At 63.3% G+C, this 13,579-nt stretch carries 11 protein-coding genes; 3 read left to right on the top strand and 8 right to left on the bottom strand.

From position 1 onward, the window contains the following. Window positions 1–19: 19 nt before the first annotated feature. Both ACFOGH_RS03375 and ACFOGH_RS03370 read right to left on the bottom strand, forming a co-directional pair. Window positions 20–1,366, bottom strand: coding sequence for an outer membrane protein assembly factor BamB family protein (locus ACFOGH_RS03375; protein WP_380071645.1), 1,347 nt, complete (start codon window positions 1,364–1,366; stop codon window positions 20–22). A 46-nt stretch (window positions 1,367–1,412) separates the two neighbouring features. Then, window positions 1,413–2,093 (bottom strand): hypothetical protein, encoded by a 681-nt coding sequence (locus tag ACFOGH_RS03370; RefSeq protein WP_380071644.1) that lies wholly within the window; start codon window positions 2,091–2,093, stop codon window positions 1,413–1,415. A 263-nt stretch (window positions 2,094–2,356) separates the two neighbouring features. Here ACFOGH_RS03370 and ACFOGH_RS03365 point away from each other — a divergent pair, with 263 nt between their 5' ends. Next, the gene (locus ACFOGH_RS03365) at window positions 2,357–4,039 is read left to right on the top strand and encodes a calcium-binding protein (protein ID WP_380071643.1); all 1,683 of its coding nucleotides are present in this window, start codon (window positions 2,357–2,359) and stop codon (window positions 4,037–4,039) included. On the opposite strand, the gene ACFOGH_RS03360 is transcribed toward ACFOGH_RS03365, so the two are convergent. Together ACFOGH_RS03360 and ACFOGH_RS03355 are read right to left on the bottom strand one after the other, a co-directional pair. Beyond that, a complete protein-coding gene (locus ACFOGH_RS03360; protein WP_380071642.1) occupies window positions 4,040–6,655 on the bottom strand; it encodes a caspase family protein in 2,616 nt (871 codons plus the stop codon). A gap of 56 nt (window positions 6,656–6,711) precedes the next feature. Continuing rightward, window positions 6,712–8,481 carry an ABCB family ABC transporter ATP-binding protein/permease gene (locus ACFOGH_RS03355; protein WP_380073960.1) on the bottom strand — a complete coding sequence of 590 codons (1,770 nt, stop codon included), beginning with the start codon at window positions 8,479–8,481 and terminating at the stop codon, window positions 6,712–6,714. A gap of 190 nt (window positions 8,482–8,671) precedes the next feature. Here ACFOGH_RS03355 and ACFOGH_RS03350 point away from each other — a divergent pair, with 190 nt between their 5' ends. Further along, window positions 8,672–9,040 (top strand): ArsR/SmtB family transcription factor, encoded by a 369-nt coding sequence (locus tag ACFOGH_RS03350; protein WP_380071641.1) that lies wholly within the window; start codon window positions 8,672–8,674, stop codon window positions 9,038–9,040. On the opposite strand, the gene ACFOGH_RS03345 is transcribed toward ACFOGH_RS03350, so the two are convergent. Beyond that, the gene (locus ACFOGH_RS03345) at window positions 9,018–10,472 is read right to left on the bottom strand and encodes a LysM peptidoglycan-binding domain-containing protein (RefSeq protein WP_380071640.1); all 1,455 of its coding nucleotides are present in this window, start codon (window positions 10,470–10,472) and stop codon (window positions 9,018–9,020) included. The genes ACFOGH_RS03350 and ACFOGH_RS03345 overlap by 23 nt on opposite strands. 111 nt (window positions 10,473–10,583) lie before the next feature. Between ACFOGH_RS03345 and ACFOGH_RS03340 the strand changes: the two genes are divergently transcribed. After that, entirely contained in the window at window positions 10,584–11,147 is a 564-nt protein-coding gene (locus ACFOGH_RS03340; RefSeq protein WP_380071639.1) for an LOG family protein, read from the top strand. Here ACFOGH_RS03340 and rarD read toward each other — a convergent pair. Genes rarD through ACFOGH_RS03325 form a run of 3 tightly spaced genes read right to left on the bottom strand, consistent with a single transcriptional unit; the run spans window position 11,084 to window position 13,500 of the window. Then, window positions 11,084–12,013, bottom strand: a complete 930-nt coding sequence (gene rarD, locus ACFOGH_RS03335; RefSeq protein ID WP_380071638.1) for an EamA family transporter RarD — start codon at window positions 12,011–12,013, stop codon at window positions 11,084–11,086. The two genes, ACFOGH_RS03340 and rarD, sit on opposite strands and share 64 nt — an antisense overlap. Then, window positions 12,010–12,900 (bottom strand): metallophosphoesterase, encoded by an 891-nt coding sequence (locus tag ACFOGH_RS03330; RefSeq protein ID WP_380071637.1) that lies wholly within the window; start codon window positions 12,898–12,900, stop codon window positions 12,010–12,012. The genes rarD and ACFOGH_RS03330 overlap by 4 nt, the downstream gene beginning before the upstream one ends. Beyond that, window positions 12,901–13,500 carry a superoxide dismutase gene (locus ACFOGH_RS03325; RefSeq protein ID WP_380071636.1) on the bottom strand — a complete coding sequence of 200 codons (600 nt, stop codon included), beginning with the start codon at window positions 13,498–13,500 and terminating at the stop codon, window positions 12,901–12,903. Window positions 13,501–13,579: the final 79 nt, after the last annotated feature.

Genomic DNA, 13,579 nt, shown 5'->3' with positions numbered 1-13,579 from the left:
CCCATACACGCCAAAGGCCTTAACGGAAAGCGTGAAGTTGCCCATTGCCGCCGACAACGAACAGCATTCCCTGTGCAAGCGCCGGGGCCGAGGCCGCACCGCCAGGGATTTCGACGTTGAACACCAGATTGCCATTGGTCGGATCAAAGCCGCGCAGGCTGCCATCGCTGGAGGCGACAACGATGCGCCCGCCTGCCAGAACCGGGCCATAATGCGCATAGATCGCCTGACGTTTCTTCGGCTTGTCCTTGACGAAATACGGCATCTCGATCGACCAGATCACCTCACCCGTCGCGGCATCCAGCCGCACCAGACGCGCCTCGTCGTTGACCACGAACACCGAGCCGCCCACCACCAGCGGCGGGTTCAGCGCGCCCTCGTTGGCGGTCCAGATCCGCGCGCCTGTGGTTTGGTTGATCGCCACGGTGCGGCCTGCGGCAGTGCCGAGATACACAGTGTTGCCGACCATCACCGGGTCGCCCGTCACATCGCCCATGCCGCCATAGCTGCGGCCCAAGCGCTGACCCGAGACGCCTGCGTTCCAGATCGGATCGCCGCTGCCTGCCTGCACGGCAGAAATCTGGCCACTGGCGAAGGGCAGCACCACGGTATCGCCATCCACCCCAACCGAGGCCGTGCCGATCATGCCGCTGGCGTTGGGCGCGCCCGCCTGTTGCCAGATCTGCTTGCCGTTATCGGCAGTGACCGCAACCGCCGAACCGTCGCGGCCCAGTGCATAGACCACATTGCCAACAACCGTCGGTGCGCCGGTGATCGGGCTGTCAAAGCGTTGCCGCCAAGCAATGCCGCCTGTGCTGGCATCCAGCGCCACCAGCTCGCCATAGCCCGAGGTCGCGTAAATCCGGTTGCCGCTGGCCGCCAGACCACCGCCCACGACATTGCTGGCGTCGCCCGACTCGGGCGCGATGCTGACCTGCCAAAGTGCCGCCCCCCCGGTTGAGGTTGCCGCCACGCGCGAGGTCGCATCCATGGTGAACACCCGCCCGCCCGAGACGATGGGCGACGAGGCGATGCGTGCGCGTTTGCTGTCGCCTGCGCCGATGTTCACGCTGAACACCCGCTGCGGATTGGCCGACAGCGCGCCATTGCTCGAGGCATGGTGGGCATTGCCGCCGCGATGGCTCCAATCGGCATTGGCCGAGGCGCGCGGCAGTGAGATCGGCACCGCGGTATTGGCGGGTTGCGCCGGCGGCGCAACCGGTGCGGGCTGGCCTTCGACTTGCAGCGAATCCTCAAGCGGGGTGCGCACCGGAAAACGCTCTCCCTCCAGGATCACGTCTTTCTCGCATCCGGCCAAGCCGATGCAGAGCATCAGACCCGCCATCCCGATTTTGCCGCTGGTCATCACGCGAAACACCCCCACATTCCTTCCTTCACGCCGCAACGGCGGTTCAGCCCGCATCTGCGCTTGGTTCAGCCGCAGCACTCGGCTCGGGCGGCGTGCCGCCCAAAGCCGTGATCATCTGGGACGCGCGCTGGCGCAAGCCACCCGGAGCCTCTTGATCCTGCATCAGCGCCGCAAGGGCGGCAATCGCTTCGTCTTTCTTGCCGTCTTCAATCAGCAGATAGGCCAGTTGCTCTGCCGCAAGCGTGCGAAACGCCCGCCCCGGCACGGCAATCGCCTCGAGTGCTGCACGGCGGTCTGCGATAGGCTGATCCTTGCCCACCAGCATCACCCGGCGCAAGCTGGCGAGATCACGGTAAACCTGCGGCTGGGTCTGATCGGCGATCAGCTTATCCAGGGCTGCCAGTGCTGCGGCCTTGTCACTGCCCGCGTCAGTTGCCAGCATCAGATCTTTCAGCGCGACCTGCCCGCCATCCGCCGGGATTGCCGCCATGGCCTGCGCGCGGTCTTCCGGTGCGCCCAGATCGACGGCATCCAGCATCGCATCGCCAAAGCTTTGCGCCCGTGCGGCGTCACGCGCCTTGGTCCATTCGGTATAGGCAGCACCGCCGACGACACCGACCACGACCAGCACGCCGATCCAGCCATATTTGCGGAACATCGCATAAAGCCTGTCGCGACGGACCTCTTCTGTGACCTCGCTGATAAAGCTGTCTGGATTGCTCACGCCGGCCTCTCTTTCGCACCAAGGCCATTGCGCGCCCCGGATCATGCTTGGCCCCGCCGTCTGATGCGGGGTCACTTGGCCCCTGTCTTACAGGCAAAGCCCGCAACTTGCCAAGCCCCGCAACAGGATATGCCCCGCACGTGAACAAGTGCTGCGCGTATCATCGGCGACAATTATCTGACAAAGCGCCGCCTTTAGGACGAATTGTTAACATATTTGCATGAAATGTTGCGCAAACCTGTCTCTCTTGCCCGAGTTGCCCGATGGAACCTGCAATCCTAGCCAATCTTTTCCTGTTTCTGGGCGCTTTGGGCCTGAATGTGGGTCTGGGTGGGTCTGACGATAACAGCGACGACTCTGCATCGCAGGATGATCCGCTGTATAATGCGCAGAACTATGCCCATTCACATGAGGGCACCGACGGCAACGATACCGTCACCGCCGATTCCGACAATCAGGCGTGGTTTCTGCATGACGGCAACGATGATCTGACGGCCTCGTCGGGCAGCGACTATGCAAATATGGGCGATGGCGATGACCATGCCGTGATGGGCTCGGGCAATGATATAGCCTTGGGTGGTGCGGGCAATGACAGCCTTGCGGGCGGGGTCGGTGCGGATTCGCTTTATGGCGGCACGGGCAATGACCAGCTCGAAGGCAATCTGGGCGATGACGGCCTTGCGGGCGGTGATGGCAATGACGCGCTTTGGGGCGGCTTGGGCGGCGATGTGCTGAACGGCGGCGCGGGCGATGATACGCTGTCAGGCTTTGTCAGCGGGGCCGCGGGTGCGGGCGGCATGAATGGGGCCGAGGGCAGCGACCAGTTGGTTGGCGGTGACGGCAATGATTTGCTGGTGCTGGGCCATGGCGATATCGGTCAGGGCGGTGCGGGCAACGACATCTTCAACCTGGACACTCGCTGGAACGACGGCACCGGCATTGCCCATATCACCGATTACAACGCCGAGCAGGATGCACTGCACATCAGCTATATCCCGCATTATTCGTCAAGCTCTTCGATCGAAGTGCCGCCGGTAATGACGCTGACCCATACGCCCGATGGCAGCACCGAGATTCGCATGGATGGCGCGATTGTGGCCCAACTGGATGGCGTCAGCGAATTCAGCCTGAACGATATCGTGCTGGTGCCTGATACCACCACCGATCCGCAATTCGTGGCGGGCAATTACACGGATGATGTGCATGGCACGGCGGGCGATGACAGCCTGACCGGCGGCAGCGATCCGACCGCTTGGCATCTCGAGGATGGCGCGGATCATCTGACAGGCTCGACGGGTTCGGATTATGCCGATCTGGGGGCTGGCAACGATCACGCGACGATGGGCGACGGCAATGATTCGGTGTTGGGCCATGCCGGTGATGACAGCATCGACGGTGGCGCCGGGGCCGATACGATCCGCGGCGGCGATGGCTTGGACACGCTGCACGGCGGCGATGGTGCAGACCGGATGGCGGGCGATTCCGGCAATGATCTGATGTCGGGCGGGGCCGGTGCCGACAGTCTGCTGGGCGGCGGTGGCGATGATACGCTGTCGGGCTATTCCGACACCCATGCGTCTGAGTCCAGCCTGACCGCCAACGATGGGGCTGACACGCTTTCGGGTGGCGATGGCAATGATACGCTGATCCTTGGCCACGGCGACACCGCCACGGGCGGCGCGGGCGCGGATCGGTTCGAGATTGAACATCAATGGGCGGATGGCACCGCAGCCGCGACGATCACCGACTACACTTTCCAGACCGATCAGCTGGAACTGCATTATGCGCCGCATTTTGACGCCAATGGCGTGGAAATCCCGCCCGTGGTCAACGTGACCTATTCGGCCGGGGTGTCGGTGATCAGCATGGATGGCGTGGTGGTGGCAAACGTGCAGGGCACGCGGGCTGTGGGGTTGGGCGAGGTCGTGCTGGTGCGCGAGGGCTGATCAGGGTTTCTGAAGCTGGTCTTCGATAATGCCGATCCAGCGCGCGCGTTCTGGATCAAGCTGACCTTTGGACTGCAGATCCTTCAGGATCGCCAAGGCCTTGCGCTGAAACTGTTTGGGATCGTCCTGATAAATCGCCACCCGCACCAGACTGGCCACAAAGCCAAGCTGATTTTCCACATTGGCGGGGTCGCGCGCCACCAGACTGCTGGCGATGGCGTAGCTTTGCTGCGCGAGATCCTGTGCCCGCACCGGATCGCCCTGCATCAACGCGACATCGCCCAGACTGTCGAGATCGGCGGCCCAATCCTGCTGACGGCTGGCATTGGCCGGGTTGCCCGCCGCAAGTGCGCGCGAGATCGCCTCGGCGGCGGTAAAGCGCCGCGTGGCCTCGGCAAAGTCCTGTGCCTTGAAGGCAAGCCTGCCCAAACGCGACTGGGTCAGCGCAACGCTGCGCTGCCAATCGGTGTTGCCGGGGTCGATCTTGGCCAGCTTCTCGCGCAATTCCAATGCTTTGGCATAAAACGCCTGCGCCTCGGCAGGGGCACCCAGCGCGGCATGGGCATCACCTGACTTGAGATAGCCCATGCCCAGATCGTTCTGCCAACGGGTCTGACCGGGGTCTTTTGCCACCAGTTTCTCCAGCATCGCGACTTCGGCCTTGAAGCGCAGCAGTGCCGCTTTCGGATCGTTCAGCGACAAGAACACATCGCCAATCTTGTCCAGGCTGGTAGCCAGATCGTCGCGCAGTCCGTCTTGATCGGGCAGCCGTGCGATCAGGGCCTGCCGCAGCGCCATGGCCTCATTATAGACCACCAGCGCGCCGCGCGGATCGCCTGCCAGCTTGCGCAGATCGCCGACCCGGTCCAGCGCCAACCCCAGATCGCGCTGCACATCATCGCGGTCGGGAAATTCCGCCAGCAACTGCCGCAACACGGCCAAAGCGGCTTCCTGTTGCGTCAAAGCCGCTGGCACATCACCGCGCAACTGCGCCACATCGCCGAGTTTCGATTGCGCCACAAACACGTCATGCCGCCATTTCAACGGTGCATCGCGGCGGACGGCCAGCTTTTGCGCAACCTCTAGCGCCGCACGAAACGCCACCTCTGCCCCCGGAAGATCGCCCTGCAACAACAGCATGTCGCCGATATTCACCCGGGCCACCGCCCAGTTGCGCAGATAATCCATATCCCGCGGGGCTTCGGTCACGCGCGCGGCTGCCACAGTTTCCCATGCACGATAGCTGCGCAATGCCAGGCCGGTGTTGCCGGTGTTGCGCAGCAGATCGCCCTGATCCCACAGCAGATTGCTGTAAGCCTCACGGTCGGCACGCGCCAGTGCGGGCCCCTCGAGTTCGGCGTAAAGTGCCAGCGCCTTGGTCAGATCGGCCATCGCCAGATCATAGCGCAAATCCGCCGTCGCCGCCGAGGCCGCGAGCGCATGGGTCTGCGCCTCGGACAGGGTGCGGGCGCGGTAGTTGTCGCGCAGGGCATCGCGGGCCTCGGCATCCAGTTTCGCGGCCTTATCGAGTGCTGCGCGCGCCAGATCAAACGCGCCCAGATCCAGCGCCTGTTCGGCCTCGGCGCGAAACTGCGCGATTTTCGGATCATCGGCGGACAAAAGCTGCACCTGCGCGCGAAACCGCAGGAAGGATTCGGCCGATTGCACCAAAGCCTGCGCCCGCGCGGATTTGTCCTTTCCGGCGAGATCTGCGGACATCAGCGCACCGTAGAGGGGCGCAAGCGGCATGTCTTTCTCGCGCGCCAAAGCCTCGACCTCGGCGCGCAGGGCGGGCGGCAGGCCCGCCATGGCGACCAGAAGGCGATCCCGCTCACCCAATTCACCCACTTGGGCGGCAAAGAACAGTTTGGGCAGACCGCTTTCGATATAGGGCAGTTGCTTGCCCCGGCTGCGGTCATAAACGTCCTGCTGCACCAGCGTCAGCGCGGTGCGCACCTCGACCCCCGGCGTTGCAAAGTGGCGCAGCAACGCCTCGGTGAAGGGGCTGTCTTGGCCATCGCCATCCGCGGCGACCTCACCGGGGGCTGCCGAGAACGCGAACAGCACGCCATCGGCGCGGCCCACCCGGCCCAAACCGGGCTTTGGCTGATCGACGGCATCGTTCAGCGCCACAGCCGAGCGGCCCTGCCCCGTGCCACCACCGCCCCAAGGGTCTTCGCGGCAGGCATCCAGCAGCACGATGCCCACGGGGGCGACTGCGGCCATCGCCGCCTGCACCTCGGCCAAGGGCAAGGCGCTGGCCGCCACCGCATCCGCCGAGCCTGCCTGCGCATCAACCGGCAGCAGGTAGTTCACCCCGGCAATCTCGACCCCGTGGCCTGCGTAGAACAGCAAGGCCACATCCGCGCCCGCGCCATCCTCGCGAAAATCATCCAGCGCGCGGCGCATCCGTTTCAGGTCTCGGTTGGTTTCCACCGTGACTTCAAAGCCAAGCTCTGCCAGCAAGCCTTCCACCGCCACCGCATCATTGACCGGATTATCCAGCTTGCGCAGGTGTTTGTAATCTTGCGCCGCCAGCACAAGCGCCACCCGCCGTTCGGCCATGGCCTGCACGGGCAGCAGAAGGCAAAGGATCAAAAGCAATCGGGGCAGCATGAAATCAATCCTGAGAATGACTCCATCCTGCCCCGAAAACCGAGATCGGTAAAGCGTTACGCGGCCTCGGCTGCTTCTTCGTCCGCTGATTGCCGCGCCCACATCGCGGCGTATTTGCCGTCGCGCGCCAAAAGTTCCTCATGCGTGCCGCGTTCCGTGACCACGCCCGCCTCTAGCACCAGAATGCAATCGGCATCGGCAATCGTCGAAAGCCGGTGCGCGATGGTGATCACGGAACGGCCCTGCCCCATCTCACGCAAGCTTTCCTGAATGCTCTGCTCGGTCTGGGTGTCCAGCGCCGAGGTCGCCTCGTCCAGCACCAGAATCGGCGGGTTTTTCAGCAAGGTGCGCGCAATGCCGACGCGCTGCTTTTCACCGCCCGACAGTTTCAACCCGCGCTCGCCCACCGTAGTCTGATAGCCATCCGGCAAGGACATGATGAAATCATGGATCTTGGCAGCCTTAGCCGCGGCGATGATCTCGGCTTCGGTGGCACCTGCACGACCGTATGCGATGTTGTAATGCACGGTATCGTTGAACAAGACCGTATCCTGCGGCACCACGCCGATCAGGCCATGCAGGCTGGTTTGCGTCACATCCCGCACGTCCTGCCCATCAATGCGGATGCTGCCGCCGGTGACATCATAAAACCGGAACAGCAGCCGCCCGATGGTGGATTTGCCAGACCCCGACGGCCCAACCAGTGCATAGCGCTGGCCCGGTTTCAGCGTGAAGCTGATGCCCTGCAAGATCGGGCGCGCCGGATCATAGGCAAAGCGCACATCGTCAAACGTCACCTCGCCGCCGCGCACCTGCAAGGCCTGCGCACCGGGTTTGTCGGTGACTTCCTCGGGCTGGCCCAGCAGATGGAACATCGCCGCCATATCGACCAAGGCTTGCCGTATCTCGCGGTATACCGTGCCGAGAAAACCCAAGGGCATCGTGATCTGCACCATATAAGCGTTGACCATCACGAAATCGCCGACGGTAAACTGGCCTGCCTGCACGCCGTAAGCGCTCATCACCATCACCAGAATAAGGCCGGTGGTGATGATGAAGCTTTGGCCCATGTTCAGCACCGACAGGCTTTGCCCGGTGCGCACCGCAAAGCCTTCGTAGGCGGCCATGGCGCGGTCATAACGCTCGGCCTCGCGGCTTTCGGCGTTGAAGTATTTCACGGTTTCAAAGTTCAACAGGCTGTCGATGGCCTTCTGGTTGGCATCGGTGTCCTGATCGTTCATCTGGCGACGAATTTGCACCCGCCATTCGGTGACTTTGAAGGTGTAGACAACGTAAATCACGATCGTCACCACCACGACCACCGCATAGGTCCAGCCGAAATAGAGCGCGAAGATGATGGAGACCAACGAGAGTTCCAAAATCAGCGGGCCGATGGAAAGCAGCATGAAGCGCAACAGGAAATCGACGCCCTTCACCCCGCGTTCGATCACCCGGCTGAGGCCGCCGGTCTTGCGGGTGATGTGATAGCGCATCGACAGGCGGTGAATATGGGTGAAAGTTTCCAGCGCCAGCTTGCGCAAGGCCCGCTGCCCCACCCGCACAAACACCCAATCGCGGAATTCGCCGAAGGCAACCGAGCCAAAGCGCGCCAGACCATAAGCCACTGTCAGACCAACCGCGCCCAAGCCCAGCATCCCGGCTGCATCGGGGGCGGTGCCGACCAAAGCGTCAACCGCACGTTTGTACAAGTAGGGCATGGTGATCGACACCAGCTTGGCCAGCAGCAGGAACAGCAGCGATGCCACCACCCGCCGCTTGACCCAGCCTTCGCCCTTTGGCCACAGATACGGGGCCACCCGCTTCATCGTCGCCCAACCGCCCGCATGGCCGTCGGTGTCATCTGCCGGAATGGTGGCTCCCGCAGCGGTCGCTACCTTGGTTGCTTTGCGCATTATTTGGTCCCTCAACGCAGGGGCCAAAAGGCCGCACCCGCTTTACCGCACCCCACATATCCACTACACCAAGATAGTTCAATGATTCATGAGCAGTTGAAACGTGGAGAAATCCGAAGCCCTTGCTGCCCTATCCGCGCTTGCAAATGAAGCAAGGCTGGATCTGATGCGCGTGCTGATGCCTTTGGGCGATCAGGGATTGGCGGCGGGTGAGATCAGCCGCGCTTTGGGGCTTTCGTCGTCGCGGCTGTCGTTTCATCTGGCGGCGCTGGAACAAGCGGGGCTGATCCGGTCACGCAAGCTGGCGCGCAACGTGTTCTATTCGGTGGATGCCGCCGGGATGGGGGCGACGATCCGCTTTCTGTTGAACGATTGCTGCATGGAACACCCCGAGGTGATGGCCTGCTGCCGTCACAACCCGAGTGTGACGGCACCGGTGATATCCCCAGCTAAGGCAGCACCGGAATTGTGAACACCTGCCCCGGATAGATCAGGTTCGGGTCTTTGATCTTGGCCTTGTTGGCCTCGAACACCTGCACATACATCACACCCTCGCCGAAATTCTGCTGCGCGATGCCCCAAAGGGTATAGCCGGGCTGCACTGTCACCGAGACAGGGGCCGGTGGCGCGGCGCTGGCGCTTTGTATTGGTGCAGGCGCAGCTTCGGCTGGGGCGGTGGTGCTTTGTGTTGGTGCTGGATCGGTGGCTGTGGCGGGTTGTGGCGCGGGCGCGTCCGCCGGTGCTGTGGCTTCTGCGCCGCTTACATTTGACGGCGCTGGCGCGGGTGATGCGGCTACATCTGCTTCAGCGGCGGATGCGGCGGTGTCCGGCGCGGGATTTTCCGCGGCAAGCGGTGCAGGCGCTGCCGTGGCGGGTGCGGTGGTATCTGAGGCAGAGGCTGTCGCATCGGGCGCGCCAGATGTCGAGGTCGTTGCCGCCGCAAGTGCCTCGAGCGTTTCGCGCTTAAACGGGGTTTCAAAGCGCGAGGTGACGGTGCCGTCCTCGGCCAATTGATCGACCCGCAACGTGTAAATGCCCGCCGCCACGTCTTTCAGCGTTGTCGCCCAAGCCCCATCCGGCCCCGCCGCAATATCTGCAATCGCAGCGCCGTCCAGATAGATCCGCAAAGCCGCCCCGGCACTGGCGCGCCCGCCTAGCATCACCGCGCCATCGGGGGCGTAGCTGATGGTATCGACGACGACATTTTCGGAGAGTTCTACAGGTTCTTCCGCACCGGGCTGCAACACTTTCACGCCTTCAGGCGCGATCAACACCGCTGCCGGGGCCTGCAATGCGGGCTCTGCCGCATCTGCCGCTGTCGCAACTTCCACCGCAGGATCACCCGCGATGGGGGCAAGCGCGATTTTTTCGGCACCCGTGACCGCAACGCCATCCGCCCCCACGGCCTGCAAGGTCAGCACTTGGGCTGCTGCACTGGCGGGCAGGTCAAACAGCGCGGCAAATTTGCCCTGCTTGTCGGCCACAGCCGTTGCCACTGCGACACCATCCACCAGCAAAGACACCGTCGCCCCCGGAGCCGCAGCCCCCGCCACCGTCGCCGCCCCATCCGGGGCCACCCGTGCCACATCAAAGCGCGGCAGGATCGCCGCGGCCTGCGCCGGAGCAGAGGAGGCTGTTGCCGCCGAATCGTCACTGGCCGTCGCAGGCGCAGCCTCGGCCACAGGGGCGGTTGCCGCTGCGTCTGATCCGGCGACACTGGTAGGGGCGTCTGCTGCGGTTGCTAGTTGCGCTGACGGCGTTGCAACGGGTCCCTGCGCCGACACTGCCGACTGATCCAACACGGGTGCTGCCGGTTCTGGCCCGCGTGCAAAGCCGAAATATCCAAGCACCGCCAGAACTGCCGCGCCCCCTGCCAGCACCACGCCGCGTGCAGACGCGCTCATGCCATTCCATCCAGCCATCGCTTCCCCCCGATCAAGACCTGTTCCCGGCCCTTCTTTCTTTCGTCATGGAACCGCTATATCAGGCGTTAAAGCAACAATTTTCGGATAGATATGCCCATGGCCCGTGCTCTGTTGTCGATCTGTGTCTTCTGTGGCGCGCGCGCGGGCCACAACCCCGCCCACACCAGCGCTGCGCAGGCGATGGGGGCGGCGATTGCGGCGCAGGGCTGGCGGCTGGTTTATGGCGCGGGCGATGTCGGGCTGATGGGTGAAGTTGCCCGCAGCGCGCAATCTGCCGGTGCGCCGACCTTTGGCGTCATCCCGACGCATCTGATGTCGGCCGAGCGCGGCAAGCGCGATCTGTCGCAACTGGTGATCACCGAGGATATGCACGAGCGCAAGAAGGTGATGTTCATGAACTCGGATGCCATCGTGGTGCTGCCGGGTGGCGCGGGCAGTCTGGACGAGTTTTTCGAGGTGCTGACCTGGGCGCAGATCGGCCTGCACCGGAAACCGATCTTCCTGTTGAACTCGGAAGGCTACTGGAACCCGCTGATCGCCCTGCTCGATCACATCATCGCCGAAGGCTTCGCTGATGCCTCGGTGAAAAGCTATTTCACCGCCGCGCCGGATGTGGCCACGCTGACCGAAGCCCTGCGCAGCGCTTTGTCCTGACGCCAGGACGCCGCTGAATAGACGCCCAACGCCAGCCAGATCAACCCGAAGGCCAGCATGTGCCAGCGCGAGAACGGCTCGAGGAACACCAGCACGGCTGTCAGAAACTGCAGTGTCGGGTTCAGGAATTGCACCAGCCCCAGCGTCGCCATCGACACCCGGCGCGCGGCATAGCTGAACAGCATCAGCGGCAAGCCAGTGATCAACCCGGTCCACGGCAGCCATAGGCTGATGCCCAGATCGCGGCCAAACCAGCCCGCAGATGGCCCGGCCAAACCCGCCTCGGCATAGGTCAGATAGGCCAGCGCGAACGGCGCCATCAGCGCCACCTCTGCCGTCACCGACACAATGGGCGAGGCCTGCACCCCGCGTTTCAGCGCCGAATAGCTGGCAAAAGTTGCGGCCAGTGACAGCGCAATCAACGGTGCCACGCCCAATCCATGGGTCAGCAAAGCCACACCCAGCGCAGCCAGCCCCACCGCCAAAGCCTGCGGCAGCGCCAACCGTTCCCCAAAGGCCGCAAAACCGATCAGCACCGCCACCAGTGGGAAGATGTAATAGCCCAGGCTCGCCTCAACCGCGTGACCGCTTTGCACCGCCCAGATGAAGATGAACCAATTCACCGAAATCAGCAGCGTCGCCGCCAGCACCCGCCCGCGCTGCGGCCCGCGCAACAGCGCCACCACCGCGCCCAAGCGGCGCTGTGCCACCAGCACGCCGCCAAAGATCAGCAGCGTCCACAGCGTGCGATGCGCCAGCATCTCGGGGGCTGCCACCTGCGACAGATGCTTGTAATAGGCAGGTCCACCACCCCAGATCAGGCAGGCCAGCACCACCGCCAAAACGCCCTTGCGCGCCTCGGTCATGCCAGATCAACCACGGTGATCTCGGGCGGCACCCCGAAGCGGATCGGCAGACCCGAACAGCCAAGCCCGCCAGACACCACCAGATCGCGCGTGCCTTCGCGGAAGTGGCCGTAGTCAAAGCGCTGACCAAAGCGCGATGGCACCACCGGCGCCCAAGACCCAAAGCGAATTTGCCCGCCATGCGTATGCCCCGACAGCGTCAACGCCACCCGGTCAGGTACGCTCACAAACTGATCAGGTTCGTGTGCCAGCAAGATCGCAGGATCATCATCGCTCATCTGTGCCACCACGCCCAGCACGTCAGACATGCCCACAATGTCGCGGCGGTTTTCGCGCTGAAAACACGATTGGCTGTCGGTGCCGCCCAACCAGAACGCGGTATCCCCTGCCCCCAGCTTCACCGCCCGATTGGCCAGCACCGGGATGCCTGCGGCCTCAAGCACGGTCTGGCTGTGGCACGGCCCGGCGCGGCGCGCGATGGCGGCGGGATCGTCCCACCAGTCATGATTGCCCATCACGGCATAGACGCCGAGCGGCGCGCGCAAGTCCGCCAGAATGGGGGCTGTCACTTCTATCGGCACATGGCGAGTCTGAAACCGATGCGAGGCGCGGTAATCGCCCATCAGTGCAATCAGATCGCCGCCTTGGGCGTTGGCCATCTCGACGATATGCGCGATGCGCTGTTCGTTCATGCCAAAGCCGGTGGCGTGCAGATCGGCAACCATCACGATCCGCAGGCGCTGCCCCCGCCGCCAACCCGCGGGCTGCACCGCCCAGTTTTGCACCCGCAACCGCGCGGCGGCCTCTGACACGCCATAAGCGCCCAAGAAAAAGCCTGCTAAGGTTCCCCCCAGCAGGCCTTTCAGAAATCCCCTGCGGGAGATCATTTACAGCTTGGCTGCAACCGCTTCCCAGTTGACCAGCTTTTCGAGGAAGTTGCTCAGATATGCCGGGCGCTTGTTGCGGAAGTCGATGTAGTAGGAATGCTCCCACACATCGCAGCCCAGCAGTGCAGTTTGGCCAAAGCACAGCGGGTTGACGCCGTTTTCGGTCTTGGTGACTTTCAGGCTGCCGTCCTTGTCTTTCACCAGCCAGGCCCAGCCCGAGCCGAACTGACCAGCACCAGCCGCCGCGAAATCTTCCTTGAACTTGGCGACCGAGCCGAACGCCTCAACCAGCGCCTTTTCCAGATTGCCTGGCATGGCTTTGCCGGCAGGCCCCATCACTTCCCAGAACAGGTTGTGGTTCCAGTGCTGGCTGGCGTTGTTGAAGATGCCGTTCTGTGCCACGGCGCCAGCCTGATAGGTGCCCTTCACGATGTCTTCCAGCGATTTGGACTCCCACTCGGTGCCCGCAATCAGCTTGTTGCCGTTGTCGACATAGGCCTTGTGGTGCAGATCGTGGTGGAATTCCAACGTCTCTTTCGACATGCCAAGGCTTGCCAAAGCGTCATGAGCATAGGGAAGATCGGGAAGCGTGAAAGCCATCGGATATACTCCTGTTCAGATGTGCATTGCCCTCTATAAGTGGCTTTGCGGCGGCAAGGTCAAGGGCCAGCGCGGGATT

It is taken from the genome of Cypionkella sinensis, from assembly GCF_042646385.1.
GTDB lineage: Bacteria > Pseudomonadota > Alphaproteobacteria > Rhodobacterales > Rhodobacteraceae > Cypionkella > Cypionkella sinensis.
This window is presented reverse-complemented; position numbering and strand designations above follow the sequence as displayed.